General features: G+C 35.0%; 26 protein-coding genes. 14 read left to right on the forward strand and 12 right to left on the reverse strand.

What is annotated here, in order from left to right:
• Positions 1-94: 94 nt before the first annotated feature.
• Positions 95-583, forward strand: a complete 489-nt coding sequence (locus E0F91_RS08095) for a GNAT family N-acetyltransferase (protein WP_073353499.1) — start codon at positions 95-97, stop codon at positions 581-583.
• A 140-nt stretch (positions 584-723) separates the two neighbouring features.
• Positions 724-1596, forward strand: a complete 873-nt coding sequence (gene prmC, locus E0F91_RS08100; protein WP_132065812.1) for a peptide chain release factor N(5)-glutamine methyltransferase — start codon at positions 724-726, stop codon at positions 1594-1596.
• Between the two features lie 156 nt (positions 1597-1752).
• Here prmC and E0F91_RS08105 read toward each other — a convergent pair whose 3' ends face one another.
• Positions 1753-2997, reverse strand: a complete 1245-nt coding sequence (locus E0F91_RS08105) for an ABC transporter permease (protein ID WP_073353495.1) — start codon at positions 2995-2997, stop codon at positions 1753-1755.
• Positions 2998-3352: 355 nt separating this feature from the next.
• On the opposite strand from E0F91_RS08105, the gene hisS reads away from it, so the two are divergent.
• The 9 genes from hisS to E0F91_RS08150 all read left to right on the forward strand — a co-directional run bounded on the left by hisS (position 3353) and on the right by E0F91_RS08150 (position 12575).
• Positions 3353-4729 carry a histidine--tRNA ligase gene (gene hisS, locus E0F91_RS08110; protein WP_132065814.1) on the forward strand — a complete coding sequence of 459 codons (1377 nt, stop codon included), beginning with the start codon at positions 3353-3355 and terminating at the stop codon, positions 4727-4729.
• A 293-nt stretch (positions 4730-5022) separates the two neighbouring features.
• Positions 5023-5601 carry a nucleotide exchange factor GrpE gene (locus E0F91_RS08115; protein WP_132065816.1) on the forward strand — a complete coding sequence of 193 codons (579 nt, stop codon included), beginning with the start codon at positions 5023-5025 and terminating at the stop codon, positions 5599-5601.
• Positions 5602-5659: 58 nt separating this feature from the next.
• A complete protein-coding gene (dnaJ, locus tag E0F91_RS08120; RefSeq protein WP_132065818.1) occupies positions 5660-6772 on the forward strand; it encodes a molecular chaperone DnaJ in 1113 nt (370 codons plus the stop codon).
• Between the two features lie 165 nt (positions 6773-6937).
• Entirely contained in the window at positions 6938-7858 is a 921-nt protein-coding gene (locus tag E0F91_RS08125) for an ABC transporter ATP-binding protein (protein ID WP_132065819.1), read from the forward strand.
• A 71-nt stretch (positions 7859-7929) separates the two neighbouring features.
• A complete protein-coding gene (locus E0F91_RS08130; RefSeq protein ID WP_132065821.1) occupies positions 7930-9246 on the forward strand; it encodes an ABC transporter permease in 1317 nt (438 codons plus the stop codon).
• Positions 9247-9372: 126 nt separating this feature from the next.
• Entirely contained in the window at positions 9373-10536 is a 1164-nt protein-coding gene (locus E0F91_RS08135) for a sigma-54-dependent transcriptional regulator (RefSeq protein ID WP_132065823.1), read from the forward strand.
• Between the two features lie 252 nt (positions 10537-10788).
• The gene (locus E0F91_RS08140; RefSeq protein WP_132065825.1) at positions 10789-11502 is read left to right on the forward strand and encodes a DEAD/DEAH box helicase; all 714 of its coding nucleotides are present in this window, start codon (positions 10789-10791) and stop codon (positions 11500-11502) included.
• A 12-nt stretch (positions 11503-11514) separates the two neighbouring features.
• Positions 11515-11733, forward strand: coding sequence for a putative signal transducing protein (locus E0F91_RS08145; RefSeq protein WP_073353483.1), 219 nt, complete (start codon positions 11515-11517; stop codon positions 11731-11733).
• A gap of 29 nt (positions 11734-11762) precedes the next feature.
• Positions 11763-12575, forward strand: coding sequence for a Cof-type HAD-IIB family hydrolase (locus tag E0F91_RS08150; protein WP_132065827.1), 813 nt, complete (start codon positions 11763-11765; stop codon positions 12573-12575).
• Between the two features lie 23 nt (positions 12576-12598).
• Here the strand turns inward: E0F91_RS08150 and E0F91_RS08155 are convergent, their stop codons facing one another.
• Entirely contained in the window at positions 12599-13180 is a 582-nt protein-coding gene (locus E0F91_RS08155) for a hypothetical protein (protein WP_132065829.1), read from the reverse strand.
• A gap of 195 nt (positions 13181-13375) precedes the next feature.
• Here E0F91_RS08155 and mtaB point away from each other — a divergent pair, with 195 nt between their 5' ends.
• Positions 13376-14704, forward strand: coding sequence for a tRNA (N(6)-L-threonylcarbamoyladenosine(37)-C(2))-methylthiotransferase MtaB (gene mtaB / locus E0F91_RS08160; RefSeq protein ID WP_132065831.1), 1329 nt, complete (start codon positions 13376-13378; stop codon positions 14702-14704).
• A gap of 173 nt (positions 14705-14877) precedes the next feature.
• On the opposite strand, the gene E0F91_RS08165 is transcribed toward mtaB, so the two are convergent.
• Positions 14878-15594 (reverse strand): 3-ketoacyl-ACP reductase, encoded by a 717-nt coding sequence (locus E0F91_RS08165; protein ID WP_132065832.1) that lies wholly within the window; start codon positions 15592-15594, stop codon positions 14878-14880.
• A gap of 321 nt (positions 15595-15915) precedes the next feature.
• Here E0F91_RS08165 and E0F91_RS08170 point away from each other — a divergent pair, with 321 nt between their 5' ends.
• Positions 15916-16782 (forward strand): L,D-transpeptidase, encoded by an 867-nt coding sequence (locus E0F91_RS08170; protein WP_132065834.1) that lies wholly within the window; start codon positions 15916-15918, stop codon positions 16780-16782.
• 272 nt (positions 16783-17054) lie between these two features.
• Here E0F91_RS08170 and E0F91_RS08175 read toward each other — a convergent pair whose 3' ends face one another.
• The 6 genes from E0F91_RS08175 to E0F91_RS08200 all read right to left on the reverse strand — a co-directional run bounded on the left by E0F91_RS08175 (position 17055) and on the right by E0F91_RS08200 (position 20805).
• Entirely contained in the window at positions 17055-17396 is a 342-nt protein-coding gene (locus E0F91_RS08175) for a hypothetical protein (protein WP_132065836.1), read from the reverse strand.
• Between the two features lie 59 nt (positions 17397-17455).
• Positions 17456-17734: a DUF2805 domain-containing protein gene (locus E0F91_RS08180; RefSeq protein WP_066081282.1), complete on the reverse strand. Its 279-nt coding sequence runs from the start codon at positions 17732-17734 to the stop codon at positions 17456-17458.
• Between the two features lie 117 nt (positions 17735-17851).
• Positions 17852-18679 carry a sterol desaturase family protein gene (locus tag E0F91_RS08185; protein WP_132065838.1) on the reverse strand — a complete coding sequence of 276 codons (828 nt, stop codon included), beginning with the start codon at positions 18677-18679 and terminating at the stop codon, positions 17852-17854.
• A gap of 45 nt (positions 18680-18724) precedes the next feature.
• Complete coding sequence (locus E0F91_RS08190; protein WP_132065840.1) at positions 18725-19333, reverse strand: alpha-ketoglutarate-dependent dioxygenase AlkB family protein; 609 nt, start codon at positions 19331-19333, stop codon at positions 18725-18727.
• Between the two features lie 4 nt (positions 19334-19337).
• Positions 19338-19691: a DoxX family protein gene (locus E0F91_RS08195; RefSeq protein WP_132065842.1), complete on the reverse strand. Its 354-nt coding sequence runs from the start codon at positions 19689-19691 to the stop codon at positions 19338-19340.
• 217 nt (positions 19692-19908) lie between these two features.
• The gene (locus E0F91_RS08200; RefSeq protein WP_132065844.1) at positions 19909-20805 is read right to left on the reverse strand and encodes a DMT family transporter; all 897 of its coding nucleotides are present in this window, start codon (positions 20803-20805) and stop codon (positions 19909-19911) included.
• Between the two features lie 133 nt (positions 20806-20938).
• On the opposite strand from E0F91_RS08200, the gene E0F91_RS08205 reads away from it, so the two are divergent.
• Positions 20939-23056, forward strand: coding sequence for a TonB-dependent receptor domain-containing protein (locus E0F91_RS08205; RefSeq protein ID WP_132065846.1), 2118 nt, complete (start codon positions 20939-20941; stop codon positions 23054-23056).
• Between the two features lie 75 nt (positions 23057-23131).
• On the opposite strand, the gene E0F91_RS08210 is transcribed toward E0F91_RS08205, so the two are convergent.
• The 3 genes from E0F91_RS08210 to E0F91_RS08220 form a co-directional block, all read right to left on the reverse strand.
• The gene (locus E0F91_RS08210) at positions 23132-23524 is read right to left on the reverse strand and encodes a DUF2721 domain-containing protein (RefSeq protein ID WP_132065848.1); all 393 of its coding nucleotides are present in this window, start codon (positions 23522-23524) and stop codon (positions 23132-23134) included.
• A 98-nt stretch (positions 23525-23622) separates the two neighbouring features.
• Positions 23623-24231 (reverse strand): SOUL family heme-binding protein, encoded by a 609-nt coding sequence (locus E0F91_RS08215; protein WP_132065850.1) that lies wholly within the window; start codon positions 24229-24231, stop codon positions 23623-23625.
• A 199-nt stretch (positions 24232-24430) separates the two neighbouring features.
• The gene (locus tag E0F91_RS08220) at positions 24431-25060 is read right to left on the reverse strand and encodes an FEKKY domain-containing protein (RefSeq protein ID WP_132065851.1); all 630 of its coding nucleotides are present in this window, start codon (positions 25058-25060) and stop codon (positions 24431-24433) included.
• Between the last annotated feature and the right edge of the window lie 922 nt (positions 25061-25982).

Genomic DNA, 25982 nt, shown 5'->3' on the forward strand with positions numbered 1-25982 from the left:
GTAGTAATTTTTGAGTTTATGATTTTGTTTCAAAACTTTGGAGAATAATAATAAACAATTTCTATTTTTGCAGGTATAATTAGATTTTTAAAAAATGGAAAATTACAGTATCAGAAAAATAAATAGAGAGGATAATCAAGAAGTTGCAGCATTGATACGAGCGGTTTTTGATGAATTGAATATTCCAAAAGTAGGGACGGCTTATGAAGATCCTTATTTGGATTTTATGTTTGAAGAGTACAGCAAACCAAGATCTGTGTATTATGTGGTTGAAAACAACGGAAGAATTATTGGTTCTGCTGGAATTGCGCCACTAGAAAACGAAGCGGAAACTATTTGTGAGTTGCAAAAAATGTATTTTCTGCCGGAAACACGCGGTTTGGGAATTGGTGCCGAAATGATGGCGGTGTGTTTACAAAGCGCAAGGAATTTTAGTTTTGAGAGCTGCTATTTAGAAACAATGCCCTTTATGCTTGACGCACAAAAATTATATAAAAAAGTTGGTTTTGAATATATTTCGGCCCCAATGGGTAGTACAGGACATGTGAGTTGTCCCATTTGGATGTTGAAAAATTTAGAATAATGATTATTACTTCATTCTTTTAACACTAGAGATAAAAGAGTAGAAACAGCAAGTAATCATTATTCCTTATATTTTTAAATAGCAATCCATTTTAAACTTATTTTTTGTCTGCTATACAATTAAATTGATACTTATAAACCATGAAAATTAAAGAGTACAGAGCTCATTTTATTCAAGAACTCACCCCTCTTTATGATGCTGGTGAAGCAGAGAGTTTTTTCTACTTAATCTTAGAGGAAAAACAACAACTGAAACGAATTGATTTGGCGTTGCATCCTGATTTGGTTTTTTCTGCTGCAGAAATTGCTTTATGGAACGCGATTTTAGCACCGTTAAAACAAGAAATCCCAATACAATATTTGTTAGGAAATACGAGCTTTTATGGATTGGATTTTAGTGTCAATGAACACGTTTTGATTCCAAGACCAGAAACAGAAGAGTTGGTTGATTGGATGCTATCGGATCACCGAAAAACACAACTATCTACTACTCTAAAAATATTGGATATCGGTACAGGAAGCGGCTGTATTGCTATTTCCTTGGCAAAAAATCTTCCAAATGCTACCGTTTTTGCTATTGATGTTTCTGAAAAGGCTTTGGCTACAGCCAAAAAAAATGCCGACAATAATGCAGTAAACGTTAATTTCATTCATCAAAATATTCTAGAAGCGGTTACATTAAGTGCAGTTGAAGGAATCAACGAACAGTTTGATATTATAGTTTCAAATCCTCCTTATGTTCGAAATTTGGAAAAAGAAGAAATCAAGAAAAATGTTTTAGATAATGAACCACATTTGGCTCTTTTCGTAGAGGATGATGACGCGTTGATTTTCTACAAAAAAATAGCCGAATTAGCTCAAGAAAATCTCACTGAAAGCGGACTGTTGTACTTTGAGATCAATCAATATTTAGGGGTAGCAATGATTGATTTGCTGGAGCAAATGCATTTCAAAAATATCGAATTACGAAAAGATATTTATGGTAATGATAGGATGATAAAATGTACTAGATGATTTTTAGCATATAAAATTCTTCTCATTTTTAAGCTGATTCAGTCATAAAAGGATAATCCCCACGGTTATTACAGGAAAGACTTTTCAATAAGCAATTTAAATTGGCTAACTAATCCACATGTTTTTTTTCATATCATAACGGCAAGGCACGAGACTTTACTCGTAACGCAACGCTTCAATCGGATCGAGAACTGCAGCTTTAATAGCAGGATATAAGCCCGAAGCAATAGCTACGATGAAACTGGTGATAAAAGCGGCCATAATAGCGCCCCACGGAATTACGAATGCAAAATCCATCGCGGTGGCAATTCCAAATCCAATCAGGATGCCAAAAATAATGCCTACCAATCCACCCATTTGACCAATCAATAACGTCTCTATAAAAAACTGAATAGCGATGGTCGTTTTCTTGGCTCCCAAAGCTTTTCTAACTCCTATTTCTCGCGTACGCTCCGTTACGGAAACGATCATGATGTTCATCAAAGCAATAGAAGAGCCTAAAACAGTGATGATACCAATCAACCACGAGGCCAGTCCTAAGTATTTTGTGATTCCTAAAATTCGGTTAATAAGATCGTCACTGCGAACAACACCAAAATTATTGTCTTTCACAGGGCTTAATTTGCGCACCCTTCGCATGGTGCTTGTGGCATTGTCTAAGGCTTGTTCTAGTAATTCTTTTTTACCTACCATAACACTTACGGTATAATTTATGTTGGGCGCCGTAAATATAGAACGAGCCAACTGAATAGGAATTAAAACGCGTAAATCTTGATTGTTTCCAAAGGTGGATCCCTTTTCTTTCAACACTCCAATAACTTTAAATTTAGCACCTCGGATTGCGATTGTTTTATCAATTGGATTCACGTCTTTTAGCAATCCTTTCTCAAAATCAGATCCTACAACACATACATAAGCGTTGTTGTCGATATCAAAACTGGTAAAATTTCGTCCTGCGCTGGTTTCTAAACCAGAATTGGTCATAAAATACTCGTCCACTCCAAGAATAGAATTTTCGGGATCTGTTTTAGTCGCTTCATATTTTACTTCAGCAGCGGATGTTGCTGTAAAAGAAAGGGACGTTTCCGTAAAAGGATATGTGTATTTGTTCTTGAAAGCCACTGCTTCAGGATAGGAAATAATCGGATTTATGATTACGCGCTCGTCACCACCACGATTACGCGTCGTATTTTCATACTGTTTAATATTAAAAGTATTCGCACCCATCGATGCAAAATCAGAGGAGATGGTGTTCTCAAGTGCTGAAACAACCGTAAGAATACTAACTAAAGCGGTGATTCCTATAGCGATAATCATCACAGTAAGAACCGTTCGTAACAATTGCGTTCTAATTGAACCTAATGCAATCCGAATATTTTCTTTGAATAATTTTAACATCATAATGGTTTGACACGAAAATACAATTTTTGTTACAAATTTTATCTAGCTAAAAACTAATTTATTGTAATCTCTTTTATTTGAAGCTATTTCCCGCTTTCCGTTACCATACGACAGCAAAAAATAATTTGTTTTCAATTGCCTGAAAGGAGCTTCCTACGGTCGCTCTTTCCGGCAAGAAAACAATATTATTTTTTTACTGTCGCATTTTCACTTCAATCCGGGCTAGTGGTCCTGCAATAAAATGATGCAATTTGTAAACAGAATAATTTTAAAAATAGGATATTTGCAAAGAATTAGAATTTGGAGCTTTTCAATACTTCCAAAATCTGAAAATCTAAAATCCAATACTCATACAATGGCATCAAAACCGAGCATTCCAAAAGGAACCAGAGATTTTTCACCTGCTGAGGTGGCAAAACGGCAGTATATTATACAGATTATAAAAAATAATTTCGAGAAATTTGGCTTCCAGCCCATAGAAACTCCTTCATTTGAAAATTCCGAAACCCTAATGGGGAAATACGGCGAAGAAGGCGATCGCTTGATTTTTAAAATATTGAATTCCGGCGATTATTTGGCGAAAGCCAATGCCGCACATTTGGAAAGTAAGGAGAGCACCAAGCTAACGTCGAGTATTTCGGAAAAAGCGTTGCGTTATGACTTAACGGTTCCTTTTGCACGGTACGTGGTGCAACACCAAAACGAAATTGAATTTCCATTCAAACGCTATCAAATCCAACCGGTTTGGCGTGCAGATCGACCCCAAAAAGGACGTTTTAGAGAGTTCTTTCAATGTGATGCGGATGTTGTAGGGTCTAAATCCCTTTGGCAAGAAGTTGAATTGGTGCAGCTTTACGATGCTGTTTTTACTGATTTGGGTTTGAGTGGCGTAACCATAAAAATCAATAACCGAAAGATATTATCAGGAATAGCTGAGGTTATTGGCGCTTCTGATAAATTAATTGACTTTACAGTTGCTTTAGATAAGCTTGACAAAATAGGAGAGGACGGTGTCAAAAAAGAAATGATGGAGAAAGGAATTGCTGCTGAAGCAATTGCAAAAGTGCAACCATTATTTAATTTCACGGGAACCATTGCAGAGAAAATAGAAAAACTTTCTGTTTTGCTTTCTGAATCAGAGGAAGGCTTGAAAGGAGTAGAAGAATTGCGTTTTATATGTGACAATGTCATGAAGCTTGGATTGAATAACGCTGTGTTAGACTTAGATGTAACTTTAGCCCGAGGATTAAATTATTATACAGGAGCTATTTTTGAAGTCGCTCCTCCAAAATCCGTTTCCATGGGATCCATTGGCGGTGGCGGCAGATACGACGATTTGACTGGAATTTTTGGTTTGAAAAACATGAGCGGTGTAGGGATTTCTTTTGGGTTAGACCGAATCTATTTAGTGGTTGAAGAATTGAATTTGTTTCCAGAAACGGTATCGGCAACCTCTCAAGCACTATTTATAAATTATGGAGAAACGGAAGCTTTTTATGGGTTACAAGCCATTCAAAAATTAAGAGCGGCAGGTATAAAAGTAGAATTGTATCCCGATGCTGTCAAGGTGGCGAAGCAATTTCAGCACGCGGATAAAAGAAGAATTCCTTTTGCCGTTATCGTTGGTCCAGATGAGATGACATCCAACACATTTTTACTTAAAAATCTAATTTCGGGAGAGCAGCTTTCACTGAATTTAGAAAGTTTAAAGGAAGCTTTACTGGGTTCGTAAAGTAAAGACATAAAAAAAGCTTCGTTTTAGAAAACGAAGCTTTTTAAATATAAAGTAATGGTGAATTAATAATTGTTGAGAATAAACTCTAGAATTTTTATTAGTGAAATAATCATCAAATAAAAATTTTAACAAAGCTAGAAAAAACAATAATAAGATAATCTTAAAATAATCTTAAAATTTTAACTTGTTCTGTTTTATGTAGCTACAAAAAGTGAAATTATTAAAAAGATGACAATTTGACATTTAAAAAGAATTGGCAGAACTTTTGCAATCCAAAGAAAAGAATAAAAATGAACTTTAAGAATATTTTTAAAAATACGAGTAATATGACTACTGAAAATACAGAAATCGATCAAGAATTAGAGGAGGCGACATTAGAGAATAATGCCAGTGAAGAGCAAATCATTGTTGAGGAATTAAGTGTAGAAGAGCAATTGACGCAAGATTTAGCCAAAGAGAAAGATAAATATTTACGATTATTCGCTGAATTCGAAAATTACAAAAGAAGAACTACAAAAGAGCGTATTGAGTTATTCAAAACGGCCAATCAGGAAGTTTTATTAGCCATGTTGCCTGTATTGGATGATTTTGACAGAGCAATTACAGAAATAAGCAAATCCGAAGATGAACTTTTGTTAAAAGGAGTGGAGCTTATTCATGAAAAATTAAAAAACACCTTGGTAGCTAAAGGATTGGAGCAAGTTGAGGTAAACGCGGGAGATGCATTTGATGCTGATTTTGCAGAAGCCATAACTCAAATTCCTGCTGCGTCAGACAAGATGAAAGGTAAAATTGTTGATGTTCTTGAAAAAGGATATAAACTAGGAGATAAAATCATTCGTTTTCCAAAAGTGGTAATAGGTCAGTAATGCGTAAGTATAGAGACGCAATGAATCGCGTCTGTGTTTTTTACAAGAAAAAATAAAAATGAAAAAAGATTTTTACGAAATATTAGGCATTACAAAGAGTGCCGATGCTGCCGAAATTAAAAAAGCATATAGAAAGCAAGCTATAGCGCATCACCCTGACAAAAATCCTGGAGACAAATCGGCAGAAGAAAAATTTAAATTAGCTGCTGAAGCTTACGAAATATTAAGTGATCCACAGAAGAAAGCAAAGTACGATCAACATGGACATCAAGCTTTTGATGGTTCTGGAGGTTTTGGCGGCGGAGGTCAAGGTGGAATGAATATGGATGACATTTTCAGTCAGTTTGGTGATATTTTTGGAGGTGGTTTTGGAGGTTTTGGAGGCGGAGGCGGAGGAGTTCGTCGTGCTAAAGGAAGCAACCTGCGTATTAAAGTAAAATTGACATTGGAAGAAATTGCCAATGGTGTCGAGAAAAAAGTAAAAGTAAAACGTAAGGTTCAAGCGCCAGGCGTGACTTATAAAACGTGTTCTACTTGTAACGGTCAAGGGCAGGTAATGCGCGTGACCAATACAATTCTTGGTAGAATGCAATCGGCTTCAACCTGTCCTACTTGTGGCGGTTCTGGTCAAATTTTAGATAGAAAACCAACGGAAGCTGATTCTCAAGGAATGATTCTTGAAGATGAAACTGTTTCAATAAAAATACCTGCGGGTGTGGTTGATGGCATGCAGTTGAAAGTGTCAAACAAAGGTAATGATGCCCCAGGAAATAGTATTCCAGGAGATTTAATTGTTGCCATTGAAGAATTAGAACATGAATCGTTGAAACGTGAAGGAGAGAATTTGCACTTTGATTTGTACATTAGCTTTGCTGAAGCGGTGCTTGGAATTTCAAAAGATATTGAAGCTGTAAACGGCAAAGTGAGAATCAAACTAGAAGAGGGAATTCAATCTGGTAAAATTTTAAGATTAAAAGGGAAAGGAATTCCAAGTATCAATGGATACGGGAATGGAGATTTATTGGTTCATGTGAATGTATGGACTCCAAAAACATTGAACAAAGAACAAAAACAGTTTTTTGAAAATGCGTTGACCGATGATAATTTTATTCCTAATCCTGAGAAATCCGATAAATCATTTTTCGAGAAAGTAAAAGATATGTTTTCATAGTAGAGACTCGATGTATCGCTTCTTTAGATAAAATAGTAGCTGCGATTTAATCCAACTACATAAAAAAATAAAACCCATTCCTGTTTACAAGAATGGGTTTTTTATGTAACTATTCTAAGTATTTTGGTACTAATTATTTACTTTTACACCAATTAAAAATTCAGCATGAGTACTATACTTGAAGTTAATAAAGTCGTAAAGCAATATGGTGATTACGTAGCGCTAAACGGTGTCTCATTGACAGTTCCAAAGGGGAGTATCTACGGACTCTTAGGTCCAAATGGAGCTGGTAAAACATCACTAATCCGAATCATAAATCAAATTACGTTGCCAGATCGTGGTGAGATTATTTTAGATGGTGAAAAACTACAACCCAAACACGTTCAATATATAGGATATTTACCTGAAGAAAGAGGATTGTACACTACCATGAAAGTGGGTGAACAATGCTTGTATTTAGCTCAAATGAAGGGACTTTCTAAGGCTGAAGCCAAAAAACAACTGGAGTATTGGTTCGAAAGATTAGAAATTCAAGGCTGGTGGAACAAGAAAATTCAAGAACTCTCTAAGGGGATGGCGCAGAAAATTCAGTTTGTAGTTTGTGTTTTACACAAGCCAAAACTACTGATTTTTGATGAGCCTTTTTCAGGTTTCGATCCTGTAAATGCCACTATTATAAAAGATGAAATCCTAGCTCTTAGAGAGGAAGGAGCCACTATCATTTTTTCTACCCACCGGATGGAAAGTGTCGAGGAATTGTGCGATCACATTGCTTTGATCCATAAATCTAATAAGTTGATAGAAGGGAAATTAAGCGATGTCAAAAGACAATTTAAAACCAATAGCTATGAAGTGGGAATTTTATCGGATAATGTGGAGGGTTTGATGTACGATATTACCCAGAAATTCACCGTAGCACCAGCAAATTTTAAATCGCTTAATAACGAGTTAAAATTGGAAATTCAACTTGGAACGGCTTTGCCAAACGAGTTATTACAGGTTTTGACGCAACGCGGTCAAGTCACCCATTTTGTTGAAAAAATACCGAGTGTTAATGATATTTTTATTCAAACGGTTAGTAAATAAAAACACAATTTTAGCGCTTTGATTTTTAGTTTATAAAATCATCAACCTTAAATCACCAATCAAAAATTTAAATGAGTATTATTTCACTAATCATAAAAAGAGAGTTTATTGCCAAGGTGCGCAATAAATCTTTTATCGTCATGACTTTTCTAAGTCCGTTATTATTTGTTGGACTTGCCGCATTTGTAGGCTATTTAAGTACGATGAAAGCCGATACCAAACGAATCGCAATTCACGATGAATCCGGTTTGTTTGCGCAGGAGTTTACAGCTATAAATCAAAAGGATGGGGAATATAAATACCTCGACTTATCGGTTATTGATTTAAAATTTTTAAAGGACAGCATCACTAACGAAAATTATGAAGGGTTGCTGTACATACCAAAAGTAGAAAGCACAAAGGATTTTGAAAATAAAATTCAATTTATTTCTAATAATAGTCCGAGTATTTCCTTTATAGAAAATGTTCAAGAGGTCATTGCAGATAAATTGACCAAAACGAATTTTATCCAAGCAAAACTGGATACACTAGCCATTGCGAAGGCTAAGGCCAATGTAAATATTAGTCTATCAAAAGCATCTGGTGAAGAAAGTGTCAAAGGACTTAACGAAATTAAAATAGGTATTGGTGGCGCTTTTGGCTATTTAATAATGATGTTCATTATTATTTATGGCAACATGGTGATGCGCAGTGTGATAGAAGAAAAAACCAGCAGAATTGTAGAAATTATTATTTCCTCGGTGAAACCATTTCAGCTGATGATGGGAAAAATAATAGGAACTGCATTAGCAGGACTGCTGCAATTCTTCATTTGGGCACTGATAGGACTTTCATTGATGTTTGCTGCTTCGCTATTTTTTGGCGTAGATGTGGGACCAACCGCTAAATTATCGCCAGAATTATTACAAGCCGCTCAGCAAGAAATGACTGGAACAGCCCAAATGTATATCAAGGAGCTTTGGAATTTACCCATTGCAAGTATTTTAATTGGATTTGTAATCTATTTCATAGGCGGTTATTTTTTATACAGCTCTTTTTATGCCGCCATTGGTGCAGCTGTAGACAATCAAACCGACTCACAACAATTCCTTTTGCCTATTATTATGCCATTAATGTTGAGTGTCTATGTAGGGTTTTTCACGGTTATTAATGATCCGCATGGTACAGTCGCAGTAGTTTTTTCAATGATTCCGCTTACATCGCCAATTGTCATGCTGATGCGAATTCCGTTTGGCGTACCTTTGTGGCAAATTGCAATTTCAATAACCTTATTGTTTGGAACCTTCTTTTCAGTGGTGTGGTTTGCTGCAAAAATATACCGAATAGGAATACTGATGTACGGCAAAAAACCAACTTGGGGCGAATTGTATAAATGGTTAAAATATTAAAGATAAATAAAAAGAATCCTAATTAATTTTAGGAGCTGATTCCTGCTGTACGCTATATCTTTTCTGGACTGAAAAAGTCCAGAAAAGGATGCCGCTTCCATCAGGGCTAAAAAAAAAATAAAGAATATGCCGAAAATATTAATCATAGAAGACGAAGCTGCAATCCGAAGAGTATTGACAAAAATACTTTCGGAAGAAAATGATACCTATCAAGTAGAAGAGGCTGAAGACGGTGTTGTAGGTTTTGAAAAAATAAAAAACAACGACTACGATTTGGTTTTGTGTGATATCAAAATGCCAAAAATGGACGGTGTTGAGGTGCTGGAAGCAGTAAAAAAAATCAAGCCCGAGATCCCCATGGTTATGATTTCTGGTCATGGCGACATGGAAACGGCTATTAATACTATGCGTTTGGGGGCATTTGACTACATCTCAAAACCACCGGATTTAAACCGATTATTGAATACAGTTCGTAATGCTTTAGACAAAAAGCAACTGGTAGTAGAAAACAAAATCCTAAAGAAAAAAGTCAGTAAAAACTACGAAATGATTGGCGAAAGTGAAGCGATCAATCATATTAAAATAATGATTGAAAAAGTAGCGCAAACGGAAGCCCGTGTTTTGATTACGGGACCCAATGGAACAGGAAAGGAACTCGTTGCCCATCAATTACATGAAAAAAGTGTGCGAGCTAATTTTCCTTTAATTGAAGTGAATTGTGCTGCGATTCCATCTGAATTGATAGAAAGTGAGTTGTTTGGTCACGTAAAAGGCGCCTTTACATCGGCAGTAAAAGACCGAGCAGGAAAATTTGAAGCAGCTGATAAAGGAACTATTTTCTTAGATGAAATTGGAGATATGAGTCTTTCGGCGCAAGCCAAAGTATTGCGAGCTTTACAAGAAAGTATGATTACTAGAGTAGGAGCAGACAAAGACATTAAAGTAGATGTGCGTGTAGTTGCGGCTACCAATAAAGATTTGAAAGTGGAGATTGCTGAAGGGCGTTTCCGAGAAGATTTGTACCACCGTTTAGCAGTTATCTTGATAAAAGTTCCTGCTTTAAATGAAAGACGCGACGATATTCCAATGTTAATTGCGCATTTTGCCGATAAAATCGCTTTGGAGCAAGGAAATGTGGTAAAAAAGTTTTCTAAAGAAGCGATCAATTTACTTCAGGAATACGATTGGACCGGGAATATCCGAGAACTACGAAATGTCGTGGAGCGTTTAATTATCCTTGGCGGAAGCGAAATTTCCGAGAATGATGTCAAACTGTTTGCAAGCAAATAAAAGTCGTTTTTTAATCTAAGTAGTAAATGAAAAAATTTAAAAAGTATCAGATCTTGCTTTTACTTCTTTTCATTTTGTTTTTAGCATTTAAAACGTATCGTTTCTTTCAAATTGATACTTGCTTGGATAGTGGAGGAAAATGGGATTATAAAAAAAATGAGTGTAATAATTCAATCGAATAATATTTGATTCAGTAACTATAAGTTCTTGGTGGTCTTTGATCCCTTTGAAAATCTTTGTGAAATAAAAAAAATGAAACTAAAAAAAATAAACGAAAAATTACAAGAAGCCTTAATAGAAAATGGTTTGATCGAGGCTAATACGATGCAAAAAGAAACATTTTCGACGCTGAAAAGTGGTGCGGATTGTATTATTATTGCAGATAAAGGCAGTGGAAAATCGACAACAATTGTGCTAAATGTAATTCAACAATTAGTTCGTGAGGGTGAGGAATCGCCTCGTGCTTTAGTGATTGTAGAGGACAAAGCTAAGGTTTTGGAGATGGAAGACCTATTTGAAAAATTCGGAAAATACACGGACCTGCGAGTCTATGGAGTGCACGACAAAGGCGATATGGAATATGATAAAAATTATATTTCGACCGGAATTGATGTTTTGATTGGAACGCCCAATAAATTGAGCGATATGTTTACCACCGCTGGATTTAATGTAAACAGACTAAAAATGCTTATTCTCGATGATGCAGATCCAATTTTGAAACTGCGTCATGAAACTAAAATCATGCGTATTTCAAATAGTATTACAAAAACGCAACGTATTATTTTCTCAGATCTGTTAACAGAACGAATAGAGATTTTGGCTGACAAAATGTTAGTAGAACCTTTTTTATTCGAAATAGAAGAAGAAGAGGATGAAGAAGAGGATGAAGATGCGGAAGAGCAAGAAACGGCTACTGAAACAGAAGAATTAGAGGGAGAAAACGATGAAGACGGTATCAAACAATAAAAAATAGAAAAAATGGGATTAATGAAAGTGTTTTCGGGAAGTGAAATTCTAGCAATGGCTTTACAGCAAAAAATTGAAGAAATTGGTGTAGATGTAGTGGTGAAAAACAACATACAATCGGCTCGATTGGGAGGTTTTGGAAATTCGGATTTAGCAGTTGAATTGTTCGTTCAAGAAACGGAATTTGCCAAAGTAAATCCAGTTATAGAAGAATTCAGAATGAGTATTTAAGCTCAAATTATAATTGTAAAAAGAAGGAGATGAAATATAAAATGTTGGTCCTAGACTTGGATGACACCTTGTTGACTGATGACCATAAAATTTCAAAAGAGAATGCAGCGATGTTGTTTAAGGCCCAAGAATTGGGTGTGTATGTTGTTTTGGCTTCGGGCAGACCAACATTAGCCATGACTGCTTTTGCCAAAGAATTACAATTGGATATCAATAATTCATATATGCTCTCTTTTAACGGCGCCGTAATTACGGATTTAAAAGAAGATAAAGTGTTGTTTGAACAAACCTTGACGCAACAGCAAATTCATGAATTGTATGATTATAGTATAAAGAGTAAAACAGATATTATTACGTATATCGATGGTAAAATAGTTAGTGAAACCGATTCAGAATATATTGATATCGAGAAAAATATCACAGGGCTGCAGCATAATAAAGTTTTAAATTTCAAGGAAGCTGTGACTACTGCTGCGGTAAAATGTATTTTATTACAAGAACCCAGCTATCTTAAAAAAGTTGAAAAAGATTTAAAAGAGGCCATGCCACATTTGAGTGTTTCGATGTCAAAACCTTTTTTCCTGGAAGTGGCACAAAACGGAATTGATAAAGCAGCAAGTGTTAAATTTTTGGCTGAGAAATTAAACATCCTTCAAAGCGAAATTATTGCGGTAGGAAATGCAGGCAATGATTTATCCATGATTGAATATGCAGGATTGGGCGTCTGGGTTGATAATGTGGATCCAGAATTAAGAGATAAAGGAGATGTTATTGTTGCCTCCAATAATAATCATGGTGTAGCTGAGGTAGTGCGACGGTTTATCTTGAATTCGGGATTTTAGGGTTGCAATTTCAATTAAACGGTTTATTTGGCTTTTTTTGGTGGTTTACAGCTTTTACAAAAATCAGGTAATTCATTGATATTTTGCAACACGGCAGCATGGATTGCAGCGAGTTTCTCCTCCTCTTGACCAAGATTAGTATTCTTTGAAGCCATAGCATGATCTTCAGTATATTGTTGCTGAATGCTGTTGAATAATACTTGTAAAAAACTCACGTCAGAAAAAGTACCTTTTTTATCGTATATTTCTTTTCGTAATTTTCGCGCATACAATTCAGATAAGTCGAATTCATATCGCGCAAAATTCAGTAAATATTTCGCTGTAATACTATCGGTTGCTATAATCGAGGCGGCATCCCGTTTGAATGAGGAAATTACTTTAGCATTAAAATTTTTGGTAAACATAAATTCGACATTGCTCATTTGGAATGCAAAATCAAGACTGGAGGCCGTATGAATGCTATTTATTTTTACAGCACCTATTTGAGTAGCATTAGATTGAAAATCGGAAAGTTGCAACTGGTATTTTCCATCCCACTCCACGTTATTTTGAGCATGTACTTGTGCCATTACGAAACCTAATGCTATTAAAACTAATTTTTTCATGAAGTGATTTTTAGTGCAAGATAATGCTAATATCCAGAAAATTATAGATTTCGTTTTAAAGAATATTGTGTGTAAATTTGCAGCACGTTGCGAGAAGGATAGCAGCGGCATCCTTTTGTGTAGCGGTAGCGGAACAAAAGATACAGCGGATAGCCTGACCCGACGAAGTAAGGGACTCGCACAAACAAAAAGAATATGACAGAAAGAAAAAAAGTTGCTTTTTATACGCTTGGTTGCAAACTAAATTTTTCCGAAACATCGACGATTGCTCGTTCTATTGAAGACGAAGGCTTTGATCGTGTGGATTTTGAAGAAGTGGCTGATATGTACGTGATAAACACGTGTTCTGTGACTGAAAATGCGGATAAGCAATTCAAGCAGATTGTAAAAAAAGCAATGAAATTGAATGATAAAGCATTTGTTGCGGCGGTGGGCTGTTATGCGCAATTGAAACCAGAGGAGTTGGCGGCCGTTGATGGGGTTGATTTAGTTCTTGGCGCCACCGAAAAATTTAAACTAGCAGATTATATTAATGATTTGTCTAAAAATGACTTTGGTGAAGTGCACTCTTGTGAGATTGTTGAAGCAGATTTTTATGTGGGAAGTTACTCAATAGGGGATAGAACGCGTGCTTTTTTGAAGGTGCAAGATGGTTGTGATTATAAATGTACGTATTGCACGATTCCACTAGCAAGAGGAATTTCCAGAAGTGATGCATTAGAAAATGTATTGCAAAATGCGGCAGCTATTTCAGCGCAGGACATTAAGGAAATTGTTTTGACCGGTGTAAACATTGGCGATTACGGAAAAGGAGAATTTGGAAATAAAAAACACGAACATACTTTTCTTGAATTAGTTCAAGCCTTGGATGCAGTTGAAGGAATCGAAAGATTGCGAATATCATCTATTGAGCCTAATTTATTGAAAAATGAAACGATTGAATTTGTGTCAAAAAGCAGGACTTTTGTTCCTCATTTTCACATTCCGTTGCAATCCGGTAGCAATGATATTTTGAAATTAATGAAACGACGTTACCAACGTGAAATATATACAGAACGAGTAAATAAAATTCGGGAAGTTATGCCTCACGCTTGTATTGGCGTGGACGTAATTGTTGGTTTTCCCGGAGAAACGGACGAGCATTTCTTGGAGACGTATAATTTTTTAAATGAAATGGATATTTCTTATTTGCACGTTTTCAAATATTCGGAGCGTGATAATACAGAAGCGGCCGAAATGAATGGCGTAGTTCCTGAAAATGTACGAGTGAAAAGGAGCAAAATGATGCGTGGATTGTCGGTAAAAAAACGCCGTGCATTTTATGAAAGTCAGTTAGGAAGCAATAGAACTGTTTTATTCGAAAGTGAAAATAAAGAAGGATATATTCACGGATTTACAGAGAATTACGTAAAAGTAAAAACACCGTGGAATCCCGAATTAGTAAATACGTTGCACGAAATCAATTTAACTAAAATCGATGAAGATGGAAGTGTGCGAATGGATTTTATTAAGGTGTTGGTTTAATTATTTAAACCTATAAGTCATTTAAGTTTTTAAATTTTTAAGGGATTTTTCATCATATAAACCATATGAGCAAAAGGCTAAAAAACCATTAATGCATTGCGTTTTATTAAGTTTTACACTTAATTTCCATAATGCATTAATGGTTACTTTTATAACTTATATGTTAAAAAAAATTACGGATTCGTAGACCAAATACTACTGTTTTTTATAAAAACGCGACGGTTTAATTTAAGCTGAGCGATGATTAATTCGGCCATATCTTCGGCTTGCATGACTTTATCAGGATTTCCATCGGTTAGTTTCAATTCTTTGGCCATATCAGTGGCAACAGTGCTTGGTGTTAAAGCTGTAACTCGGATATTGTATTTACGAACTTCTTGCATCAATGATTCTGTTAATCCTAAAACCGCAAATTTTGAAGCGCTGTACGCACTGGTTAACGCATTTCCACTTAATCCTGCCGTCGAGGAAATATTGATGATATCTCCAGTTTGTCTTTCAATCATATTTGGTAACACGGCACGTGTCGCATAATACGTTCCCATCAAGTTGACTTGGATAATACGTTCCCAAGCTTCAGGTTCTAGTTCGAGGAATTTACCAAAAGCAGCAATTCCAGCATTATTGATTAGAATGTCAATTGTTTTAAATTCAGATAAGGCTTTTTCTACTGCGGTGTTTACTGAATCAATGTTGGCAACATCAGCAATAAGGGTTAATGATTTAACGCCCAAAGCATTCACTTCTTGCGCTACTTGATCTAAATCCGATTGTGTTCGGGCAACTAGGATTACATTAACCCCTTCTTTCGCTAAAGCGATAGCAACTGCTTTACCAATTCCTTTTCCGGCTCCAGTTATCAGTGCATTTTTATTTTTTAAGTCGTTCATCTTATTTTCTTTTTGTGTGACGTGATTAGCAAAGTTAAGTGTTTAGCTTTTTTTAAGCGGTACTAAAAGGTAAAATGGCATAGTATTAACGTTTTTGTGGTTCTAAAAAAGAAGTTTAAGATCTTGTTATAGGTTGTGGTTACTTGGTGGCAAATAACTTCATCAACTATTAAATGGAGCCATTTGGTATAAAGCGGTGTCGACTTTAAGTTTTGCCAATATTTAAATAAGACAAGAAAATATCATAATTATGTAACAATCAACTTTGTAAAAAAGATCATTTTTGCAAATAATTATTCCAAAAAATAATAAAATCCTCTTATGAAAAAAATAGCCCTTATTTTAAATATTAGTATTGGAATCTTGTTTTTTTCTTGTAAACAACAAGATAAACTGGATACAACAAATGAAACTGTCACTGTCAAAGAGAGACACGAGCCAAAAAAAATGGCCTATCATATCGAAAGTGCTAAAGAATTTTTGTCAAAAAACAGTAATGATGCTGCGCAATTAAATATTGCATACGCCCTTAATAGAACAGATGAAGCTAATTTTAAAGAAATGGATTCTGTTGTTATTCCAGATGATAGCAGTGGAGATATAGAATTTTACTTCCCATTTCCATTAGAGGTTTCTTCCTTGAAAGAAGTTAATAAGATTGTTTTTTTCTCGTATCCTACACAAACTTTTGCGGCCTATGAAAAAGGGCAGTTAGTTTACACTGGTCCTACTAATATGGGACGTGAAAAAGATAAAACTCCTACGGGTCTTTTTTTTACAAACTGGAAAGCAGAGCAAACCACCAGTACTTTTGATGATGAATGGGAATTACATTGGAATTTCAACATAGAAAATAAATTGGGTGTGGGATGGCATCAATATGCTTTACCTGGATATCCCGCTTCTCATTCGTGTCTAAGACTGCAAGAAAAGGATGCGCGCAAATTGTATGATTGGGCAGAGCAATGGGAATTAGCCGATCCAGAAACTGTAAAGGTAAAAGGAACTCCGGTAATCGTTTTTGGTGCCTATGATTTTGCCGCTTCTAAACCATGGTTGCAATTAGTTACGAATCCTAAAGTATTGGATATTTCTGAAAGTGAAGTTGAATCGGTAACAAAGCCTTTTTTAAATACTATTCTAAAAGAACAAAAAATCAGACAGGATTTTCAGCGTTCTCAAAAATAAATACGTGGCTATTTTTGTTGGAACAAGTTGTATTACTTTGGCCAGTTTTCTTTAGCTATGTTATATTGTTTTGTTGTAATTAAATGCGAAAGAAGTGTTTTGTAGTATTCAGCTATATTTTTAAAATTATTTTGTACCGTTGCTAGCCCCTTTAATATCAAGTAAGGTTTGGAAATTTATAGAATTGTACTATAATTTAAGACGTTAAATTTGGAGCAAACTGAATTAGATCTTTAGTCTTTTTGGTCTTCCAGTTGCAGTGATGAAGTGGATTATTTCGTGTTTAATAGATGCAGTATTTCCTCTGGGTTTTGTACTTCTATTATTAATTTTTTAAAATAATGGTCTTTCAATTCAACCACCACCGCATTTTTTTTGTTCATGACGTCCCAAAAATTCCTGCCTTTTTTATAAAATGTTCCGGCAGCAATTAATCCTGGGATTTCAGTTCCTGGCATTCTAAAGCCTTTCCAAAAGGTAAAATCTTCTGGTTCTTGGTGGGCTCTGATGATGCTTGTTTTTGGTACAATAATTTTGCTTTCCATTGCCCAAATTTTATGAAGCCCTATAATTTTAAAAATAAAATTATCATTTTGGACGAGTACTGATACCATATTAATTAGATTTTGCAGAAAAGAAACAAAAAAACTCCTGAATTTCAGGAGTTTTGTCTTTAATCGAGTTTGTTTTTAATATAATATTTACCATCCAGATCTTCATCAAAATCGTCAATTTTAACGGGTTTTGGTTTTGGTTTGTTTGCAGTTGCTTTCTTTTTCCACATTTCGAATTTTTCAGCTGGCATCTTCTTTTTCATGATCTCAAGAATTTCTTTTTCGGCCAGACCAAATTCTTTTTTGATGATTTCAAAAGGGTTTTTTTCTTCTAAAGCCATTGTAACAAGTTTTTCTGTTTGCTCCCAGTTCAATTCTTTTCGGTTACTCTTTTTCATCACGTGAAAATTAATTCAAATAAGTGTTAATGATTAATAAATTACAATTTTAATTTAATACCAATATTAAGAAAAAAATATTTAGCTTTTATTAAAAGATTGTTTTTTTTATATTTTTTACTCGTTTTTTTTTAGGGGTTGTTTTTGAAAGGGTATTTTTAATAAATTTTTTAACGCATTGTGCTCTTCAGGATGGGGATGCGTATCGATTCCGTAAACGATTTCCTCTTTAGGGAGTTTCATAAAAGTGCCAAAAAGTCTATCCCAAATGGAGAAGATATTTCCATAATTACTATCCGTGTAAGGAAGAACATGATGGTGGTGTACTTTGTGCATGTCTGGAGAAACAATAAAATAACTCAAGATTGTATCTACTTTTTTTGGTAGCGAGATGTTAGCATGGTTGAACTGCGTTGCTACAACAGATAGGGTTTGGTACAGGAAAACTAGCCACATGGGGGTTCCAATGATTAAAACACCTAGCGCAGTAAAGGTAAACCGTATCACACTTTCACCAGGATGATGCCTGTTTGCTGTGGTGGTGTCTATCCATGTATCCGTATGATGAATTAAATGAAAACGCCATAGGATTTTAGTTTTATGTTCTACTAAATGCACCAAGTAGGCTCCAATTAGATCCAGTAGCAGCAGACCCGCAAGCGCATAAAGCCATACCGACATTTTAGGTAGCCATTGCAAAATGCCAAAATGGTTTGCAATGGTCCAATCAGCTGTTTTCAACAAGATGAAAGCCAAGCAAAAATTAACTACAATAGTGGTAAATGTCATAAAAATATTGATACCCGCATGATGCCATTTTTTGTAGTTGAAGTTAAAAAGGGGATATGCATTTTCTATCAGCCAGAAAAAAGTGATGCCACCCACAAGAATTAAACTTCTATGTGATGAAGGAATAGTAGAAAAATAGGCAATTATATCATTCATGATTAGAATATTTATTTCAAATCTACTACATTTTTAAGATAATATCTACTTGATTACCCGAAAAGTACCATTTATTCTGGAGCCGATAGTCTTTGCTGTTTTCGGAATTTGATGCTTCCAGAAATGCTGGGTGGTGCCTTTCATCAATAATAAGCTTCCGTGTTCGAGAATAATAGTTTTTTTTAACTCTTTTTCAAAATTATGTCTCAATTGAAACGCTCGTTCTGTTCCAAAGCTCACTGATGCAATTACCGGATTTACGCCTAATTCTTTTTCGTTATCGGCGTGCCAGCCGTTGCTGTCTTTTCCATCGCGATATTGATTGAGTAATACCGTTGTAAAAGTAGTAGCCGCGACGATTTCGATTTTTGCCTTTATCTCTTGCAAAAGTAAATTCCATGGATGCGGTTGCATAGTTATATTCGAATAAGAATACGGCTTTCCTTCATTTCCAAATAAAGCAGTCAAACGGGGTTGCGGATGTATTTTTCCATATACCCTAATATCGTCTTGCTGCCAAGGGATTTCTGTTTCTAATTTGGCAAAAATAAGATCAGCTTGTTCTTTGTCAAAAAAGTGAGGATAATAAATAATTTCAGCATCTGGCAAGTCAAGATATACTGGTTCTGATGAAGATTCAAAGAGTGATTTCACGGGATTAAGTATATTGGTAGGCCCAAAAAATTAATAGTAATTGTAAAGGCATTCGCAAAAGCAAAACCCATTTAGGCAAGCCCATTCTTGCTTTTTCGTCAAAATACATGTAGAGATGCGTTGGGAAAATAGCAACCAATAAGGCAATTATCCCCCAAGCGCCATAATTTGAAACCGTTGGGATACACAATGCAATTGCTAGAATTATTTCGGCTAAACCGCTAATTTGGTTTAATAATTTTGGATTCGGGAAATAAGGAGGAATGATTTTCAGGTACAGTCTCGGGTTTCTGAAATGGTTTAATCCTGCAATAAAGTAAATAAAAGCCATCACGTACAAATGCCAAGGTAAATTCATAATAAAGTTATTTAGTACGAATTTATAAAAATTTAAATGAATGTACTTAATTCGGATAAGTCTTTTTTTTGCCCCTGATTTCACAAATTCATACAGACTCTTAACATATCATTTAAGGAATCGGGGCAAATCATTTTAATCACTGGCTAGTTTTATTTATGTGGTACTCTTTACAACTTGTTTTTTTAGTGTCTAATTAGTTGATTATGAGTGTAAACTAAGCTTTTTTCTTAAAATTAACATTCATAATCACAATCGCTAAAATAATCAAAATGATGCCAATCCATTGGATCAGAGTTACTTTTTCACTCAATAGAAAATACGCCATTAGTACTGATACAGGCAGTTCTAGGGCCGAAACGATGCTTCCTAAACCAATTCCTGTTAGTGGGAAACCGGCATTTAACAACAAAGGCGGAATTATAGTTCCAAACAGCGCTAGTATAAGTCCCCATTTTAGGAAAATTTCAAAATTGAATGCGCCCGTTTGTGTAGCTATGGCAAATCCAGCTACAATTACTGCGCCTCCAAGTAGCATATAAAGGCTGCGTTGTGCTGAGGAAACATGAGTAGCAACGCGATTAGCCGTAAACATTGTTGTCGTAAAGGAGGTCGCTGCTAAAAATCCTAAAACGATGCCACGCCAGTCTAAATCTACTTTGCTTTGAATCAAATTTGTGGCAAGCGCTGTGCCAAAAAGTACGATAATGACAGCTATTATTTTTTGGTTTGACGGTCTTTTCTTTTCTAGAATCATTTCGAATAAAACGCCCATCCAAACGGTTTGCATCAATAAAACGATAGCAATCGAAACAGGAATGTATTTTACGGCCAAATAATAAAAGATACTAGTCAGCCCTAAGGAAGTTCCTGCCAGCATTAATTGAGAAATATTTTTCTTGGATGCTTTAACTACATCACTTCCTTTTTTTACTTTTTGAAAAAGATTAATCAACAGCATTCCCGTAATTCCATAAACAAATTGAGCGATGGTAACTTCGGGCGTGGTAAAACCTTCACCGTAGGCTATTTTTACAAAAGTGGCCAGCATTCCGTAGCTCGTAGCACCTAGACCAACTAGTAAAACTCCTTTTAATACACTATTTTTTATCATTTTTTCAATTTTAAAAAGCGGGCAAAGATAGGCGAATTTATTGACGACAGATTTTTTTGGGTACTAAAATTATTCGAAAAACTGTAACAAATAATATCTTACAAGGTCTAATAGCAAAAAATAAATTAAAAAGATGCGAAAATTAGGTCTAATCGCCATGATGACTTTAGCTGGTGTGTATGCTACTTCTGCCCAAAATACTCCTGAAAAAGCACCCGAAAAAACAACGGAATTAAATGAGGTCACCATTGTAAAAACAAAAAAAGCGGTTGAGCAAAAAGCTGATCGAACTATTTTTAATTTCTCAGATCAACCCAGTTTAAACTCCGGATCGGTGCTGGAAGGGATAAAAAAACTTCCGGGTTTAATAGCCTCCGATATTGCAGGGATGATGTACCAAGGAAAACAATTGGACGTGTTCATGGACGGTAGACCACTAAATATTTCGACGAATGAGTTGAATGCTTTTTTAGAAGGAATGCCTGCAAATGCTATTGAAAAAATCGAAATTATTACACAACCTGGAGCCGAATTTCCTGCTACTTCTGGTGGTGCGATTTTGAACATTATTACCAATAAAAACGCAAAAAATTACCTGAGCGCCACTTATACTAACAGCACGAGTTTTACGAGTTATGATGATGTGCGTTGGAGAATGAACAACAGTGTTTTGTTGAGTGCCAAGAATAAATATTTTGGATGGCAGTTGAATTTGGGACAAAATTATAGAGAGAGTGCGGTCTGGGCTTCTTTAGAAAAACAGGAAAATGGCATAAATTCTTTGTTGTCTAAAACAGATGCAGATCGTGTAGGACGAAATAATTTTATCAAATCGGCATTGACGTTTGATATTGGTAAAGATCGTTTGCTCTTGAATTATGATATCACTCACAATAACAATGACAGTTATACGCTTGGAAACGGACCGGGATTTAGTACTAACGATGCTTCAATGAGTTCAGGCTTGCGCCAAGATGCTGTGGTTACCTACCAGAAAAAATTTAAAGATGCGGCTAAAAAGTTAGAATTCAAGTTCAATTACAACAACAATACAAATGACTTTGAATTAAGTCCAGTAGGGAATTCAGCAGTAACTTTAGCCAATTCTTCGCATCAAAATTTATACAATGCTAAGGTTGATTTCTCGCAACCAATCAAGTTCTCTGATGAAGGAAAAGTGAGTTTGGGGGCTTTGTATGAAGAGTTACTTTTTGATGCAGCTAGCAGAGGCGTTACTAATTTAGAGTACAAAAGAATGACAGCGGCCTCGTATGTAGAATTGCAGACTAAGTTTGACAAAATTAATTTTATTGTGGGCGGTCGCGCCGAAGAGTACAACATTACAGGCAAAACGGATGTAGCTGTTTTAAATGCTTTCAAGCAATTTCGATTTTTTCCCAATGCTAGTGCGCAGTATAATTTTAGCAATTCGGTTAATTTCAACATGAATTACAACAAAAAAATTACGCTTCCAAGTACCTCAGCATTGAACCCAAACAACACCAATTATCAAAATCCAAACGTAGATTATTCGGGTAATCCCAATTTACAACCTACCATTTTCGATAATTATGAGGTGAAATTGAGTGCTTTTGATTATGCTTTTATCAGTTATAACATCAGTTCCGCTAAGAATCAAGTGATAAATAGAGTCACGCTTGATGATGATTTGGTGATTAACACCAATGAAAATATTCCCGAGGTTAAGATTCATAATTTTAGCGTTGGAATGCCTATTCCGTACATGTTGTTTACCAAAGGGCTGGCCGAAACTTTGAAAATGAATGTGAATCCAGATACAATGAATTTTTTATATGTTTATGCAGGCTATCAATACCACCAAATTCCAAATGTTGATACTAACGGCTTTTGGATGCTAAACTTCATGTCGCAGCTAGTATTACCAGAAAAAATAAAATTTGTTGCCAACTATAATTATATTATTCCAAAAGGGAATTATTTTTATTTCATAGCCGTTGAACCCATCAGAAACTCTTTGGATTTGACATTCTCAAGAAAGTTTCTGAAAGACCAATTGACACTTTCTATTTTTGCTGATGATGTTTTGAATACCAATAGAAATGCATTCAATTCATTTGAAACACCTTTGCTAATTAGCAGTAAACAAGACACGAGGAAATTTGGCTTTAGCCTGAATTACAAGATTCCAACGAAAAACAAGTTGGCTAAAGAGAATCCGAATTTATTGAATAAAGAAAAGAAGGAAGACGATGGGATTTTGAATCAGTAATTTTCTAGATTGACGAAAAAAAAAGAGCTGTGAAATACTTTTCACAGCTCTTTTTTTATGACTTTTTTTGAAATATTATTTCTGAATTAAATCGCTCAAATGCAAACGCAAGGCATTGACAGAAATACTGATTTCCCAAAATGACAAACCCAACGAAATTAATAGACCTAATAAACTCAGTCCAAAAAGATAAATCCCAGCGGTTTGTTGCTCCAAGAATAATAGTAGCATGGCAAAAACAGATAAAAACAGACTTAAAACGCCTGCCATTTGCATATTGCGAATGAGCGTTAAGCGCAAATTAAGATTTTTGATTTCCAATAAAATCATGTCGTTCTCTTTTTCTTTGTAGGTTTTTCTAAGTCCTCTTACAATGGTGGCAATGGTTAAAAACCGATTGGTGTAGGCTAATAAAATTAATGAAGTAGCACCAAAAAGTAAAGCAGGAGTTTCTATTTGTAAAGTCATTTGTTATCAATTTAAAGGTCAAATTTCGATAAACTTTTGCAGATAACTGTCGGATGGATAAAAAAAGTATCTTAATCTCTTTGGAAGCCTCTATTCATTTACTGCTTAACGGTATCAGTTTTAGTTTCTAGTTCCACTATTATTTCATTTTTTCGATTGAATACTTCATAAGGCGCATTGTATCCTAGAAAATAAAAGCGGTTGGTATGCTTTATGTTTTCGGTTTTCAAGGCAGTGATTAATTCTTGCTTGAACTTGGCAATTTTTTCATCGTCAGCCCAACCGCTGAAGGATATAGCGGCAACTGTTTTTGCGGGTTCCTCCCGAAATGTAATCTCGGATTGATTGGGTTTTGGCAATGTTTCTTTTTTAAATTTCTTAGGAACCATGAACATCATGGTCATCGAATCATCAAGAGACATGGCCACTGGTGAAGTCATCGCTATTTTTTCATTTTTTTCGTTTCCACCAAAAATATAGCCTGCCAAAATCGAAAAGCCTTTACTAGAAGACTCTTTGTATTTGTTTCCCACAAGTTGTACTGAGGTAAACAAAGTAGCTTCGTAGGTACGAATTTCAAAGCTCTCGTATTTCTTGATTAGTTTGTACGGATACGTTTCTATATTTTTTTGACTGCTCATGGCAAAAAGTTGTGTTCCAATAAAGATAACGGATCCAATTCCGAGGATGATGTATAGTGCTTTCATGATTTTCATTTTAGCAGTAAGGTACGCTATAATATTGGCATCTATAAAAAAGGAGCTCTAAATTATTAAAGAGATTGCGATGCGCAATTTTAAAGCCGAAGTATTAATTCAGTTTGTGATTGTGGAAGCGAATTCGTTTTACAGAGTTTTCGAATTGGCATAAATGAAATACAGCTTGACTCAGCGCTTGGACACTTTCTTATTGTATTCCAAAAGGTTTTGTCGGTAATTCTTTCAACCAATCGGTGCCATATTTTTTAGTTAGATAATCGGCTATCATCCTATTGTTTTCTGTTGCTCTTTTAAAAGACATTGGATCTATTACACAATTTTCTTTTATGAAGCCAATTCCGTATTTTTCTTTGAAATCAATAAACTCTTTAGGTATTTTGTTATCAAGTCCGTACGTTATGAAATGTAAAGTTCCTGATGCGATCTTTTTCTCCATTTGTTCATGCGTCAGATTTGTGTCTAAATTCAAGGGGAATGATGCATTTCCATTGTTCAAAGTCAAATTTGTTTTTTCTACTAATCGAATCGTTATTGTATTTTTTTTGCTTGTGATTCTTGAAGGATAATAGGTGTAGGCTGTAAAATCTTCTGTTGAAAATCGGAATTGATATTTTCCAGTGCTAGGCAATGTTATTTTGAAACTTTTAGTGTCATTTATTAGAATTCGCTCCTGAGTTTCGGTTATGAAAAACTCGCCAGAGTTTAATTCTTTACCTGTTAAATTTTCAAAAACTATTTCGGCTATTATTTCTTTTTCATTCGCTTTAGAAATTGTGAATGTCAAAGCTAAAATCAGAGTAACTACTATTTTTTTCATTGTTTGTCGTTTTGTTTAACTAATATATTCATTTTCTATTTATTAGCAGCAACTGAATGCCTAACATTATTAAATTTAAAGCCAGCAAAATATGCGGTAAATATGTTGGCCAAGCTTCTGTAAAGCTTATTAAAAATAGCATATATTCTGCTAATGCGAAAGAAATAGCAATTATAAATGTTATAAACCAACTTAAAATCATTCTTCTTTTTGATGAAATCTGGATTGATTTCCACATAATCAAAATCCCAACAATCATCGGGATTATTCCATATAAGTAAAATTCTAAATTGTACATTTATTAAAAAGTATTGATGTCCTAGATTCTTGAATTTTCCGATTCTGTTGCAAATTTCTACATTTGCTAAATTTCCTTTGAAAACTACGCACCGAAAAACTGAGTAGATAAGCGAAAGTTTGTTTCGCTATATTCATTTCTCAAATATATTCAAATATTCTTACAAATTTGTATCTATTTCTGAAACGATCTTATAAAGTCAAAACGTATTATAGTCGCACCGAAAGCAATGAAAATTCTTTGTTGCGGCGGGTTGTTGTGGCTTTATACTTTATAGATGTTTTTTGTGTTATTTGTATTTTTGCTCTGTAATTTTTGCTCATTATTGTGGGCACAGTTTGCAAAACTGCCTTTACTTTGTATTTGACAAAAAAACATTAAATTTATTCAAAGGAAAACAGAGGTGAACTATCAAATCCGCCAAGTTTGTGACTTATTTAGCGCATTAGTCCTCTGTCTTCTCCTTGAATCCCGTTGAATTGCTTCAAATAGAATGATAGACATCAAGGTCTAATAAAGGCTCTAAAGAAGTTCAACATTTTTGTTTATCCTAAATTCAAAGTTATGAAAAACTATTTATTTTACGTAGGTATTGACATTTCAAAATCAAAATTAGATGTAGTT

Origin of the sequence: Flavobacterium sandaracinum (assembly GCF_004349135.1) — a bacterium.
Taxonomy (GTDB): Bacteria; Bacteroidota; Bacteroidia; order Flavobacteriales; family Flavobacteriaceae; genus Flavobacterium; species Flavobacterium sandaracinum.

Coding starts and splice junctions, on each gene's coding strand:
- E0F91_RS08105 (WP_073353495.1), bottom strand. CDS start 2,997: ATGATGTTAAAATTATTCAAAGAAAATATTCGGATTGCATTAGGTTCA.
- E0F91_RS08170 (WP_132065834.1), top strand. CDS start 15,916: ATGAAAAAAATAGCCCTTATTTTAAATATTAGTATTGGAATCTTGTTT.
- E0F91_RS08125 (WP_132065819.1), top strand. CDS start 6,938: ATGAGTACTATACTTGAAGTTAATAAAGTCGTAAAGCAATATGGTGAT.
- E0F91_RS08145 (WP_073353483.1), top strand. CDS start 11,515: ATGGGATTAATGAAAGTGTTTTCGGGAAGTGAAATTCTAGCAATGGCT.
- prmC (WP_132065812.1), top strand. CDS start 724: ATGAAAATTAAAGAGTACAGAGCTCATTTTATTCAAGAACTCACCCCT.
- hisS (WP_132065814.1), top strand. CDS start 3,353: ATGGCATCAAAACCGAGCATTCCAAAAGGAACCAGAGATTTTTCACCT.
- E0F91_RS08155 (WP_132065829.1), bottom strand. CDS start 13,180: ATGAAAAAATTAGTTTTAATAGCATTAGGTTTCGTAATGGCACAAGTA.
- dnaJ (WP_132065818.1), top strand. CDS start 5,660: ATGAAAAAAGATTTTTACGAAATATTAGGCATTACAAAGAGTGCCGAT.
- E0F91_RS08195 (WP_132065842.1), bottom strand. CDS start 19,691: ATGAATTTACCTTGGCATTTGTACGTGATGGCTTTTATTTACTTTATT.
- E0F91_RS08135 (WP_132065823.1), top strand. CDS start 9,373: ATGCCGAAAATATTAATCATAGAAGACGAAGCTGCAATCCGAAGAGTA.
- mtaB (WP_132065831.1), top strand. CDS start 13,376: ATGACAGAAAGAAAAAAAGTTGCTTTTTATACGCTTGGTTGCAAACTA.
- E0F91_RS08140 (WP_132065825.1), top strand. CDS start 10,789: ATGAAACTAAAAAAAATAAACGAAAAATTACAAGAAGCCTTAATAGAA.
- E0F91_RS08165 (WP_132065832.1), bottom strand. CDS start 15,594: ATGAACGACTTAAAAAATAAAAATGCACTGATAACTGGAGCCGGAAAA.
- E0F91_RS08200 (WP_132065844.1), bottom strand. CDS start 20,805: ATGATAAAAAATAGTGTATTAAAAGGAGTTTTACTAGTTGGTCTAGGT.
- E0F91_RS08185 (WP_132065838.1), bottom strand. CDS start 18,679: ATGAATGATATAATTGCCTATTTTTCTACTATTCCTTCATCACATAGA.
- E0F91_RS08205 (WP_132065846.1), top strand. CDS start 20,939: ATGCGAAAATTAGGTCTAATCGCCATGATGACTTTAGCTGGTGTGTAT.
- E0F91_RS08180 (WP_066081282.1), bottom strand. CDS start 17,734: ATGAAAAAGAGTAACCGAAAAGAATTGAACTGGGAGCAAACAGAAAAA.
- E0F91_RS08215 (WP_132065850.1), bottom strand. CDS start 24,231: ATGAAAGCACTATACATCATCCTCGGAATTGGATCCGTTATCTTTATT.
- E0F91_RS08175 (WP_132065836.1), bottom strand. CDS start 17,396: ATGGTATCAGTACTCGTCCAAAATGATAATTTTATTTTTAAAATTATA.
- E0F91_RS08210 (WP_132065848.1), bottom strand. CDS start 23,524: ATGACTTTACAAATAGAAACTCCTGCTTTACTTTTTGGTGCTACTTCA.
- E0F91_RS08150 (WP_132065827.1), top strand. CDS start 11,763: ATGAAATATAAAATGTTGGTCCTAGACTTGGATGACACCTTGTTGACT.
- E0F91_RS08095 (WP_073353499.1), top strand. CDS start 95: ATGGAAAATTACAGTATCAGAAAAATAAATAGAGAGGATAATCAAGAA.
- E0F91_RS08220 (WP_132065851.1), bottom strand. CDS start 25,060: ATGAAAAAAATAGTAGTTACTCTGATTTTAGCTTTGACATTCACAATT.
- E0F91_RS08130 (WP_132065821.1), top strand. CDS start 7,930: ATGAGTATTATTTCACTAATCATAAAAAGAGAGTTTATTGCCAAGGTG.
- E0F91_RS08115 (WP_132065816.1), top strand. CDS start 5,023: ATGAACTTTAAGAATATTTTTAAAAATACGAGTAATATGACTACTGAA.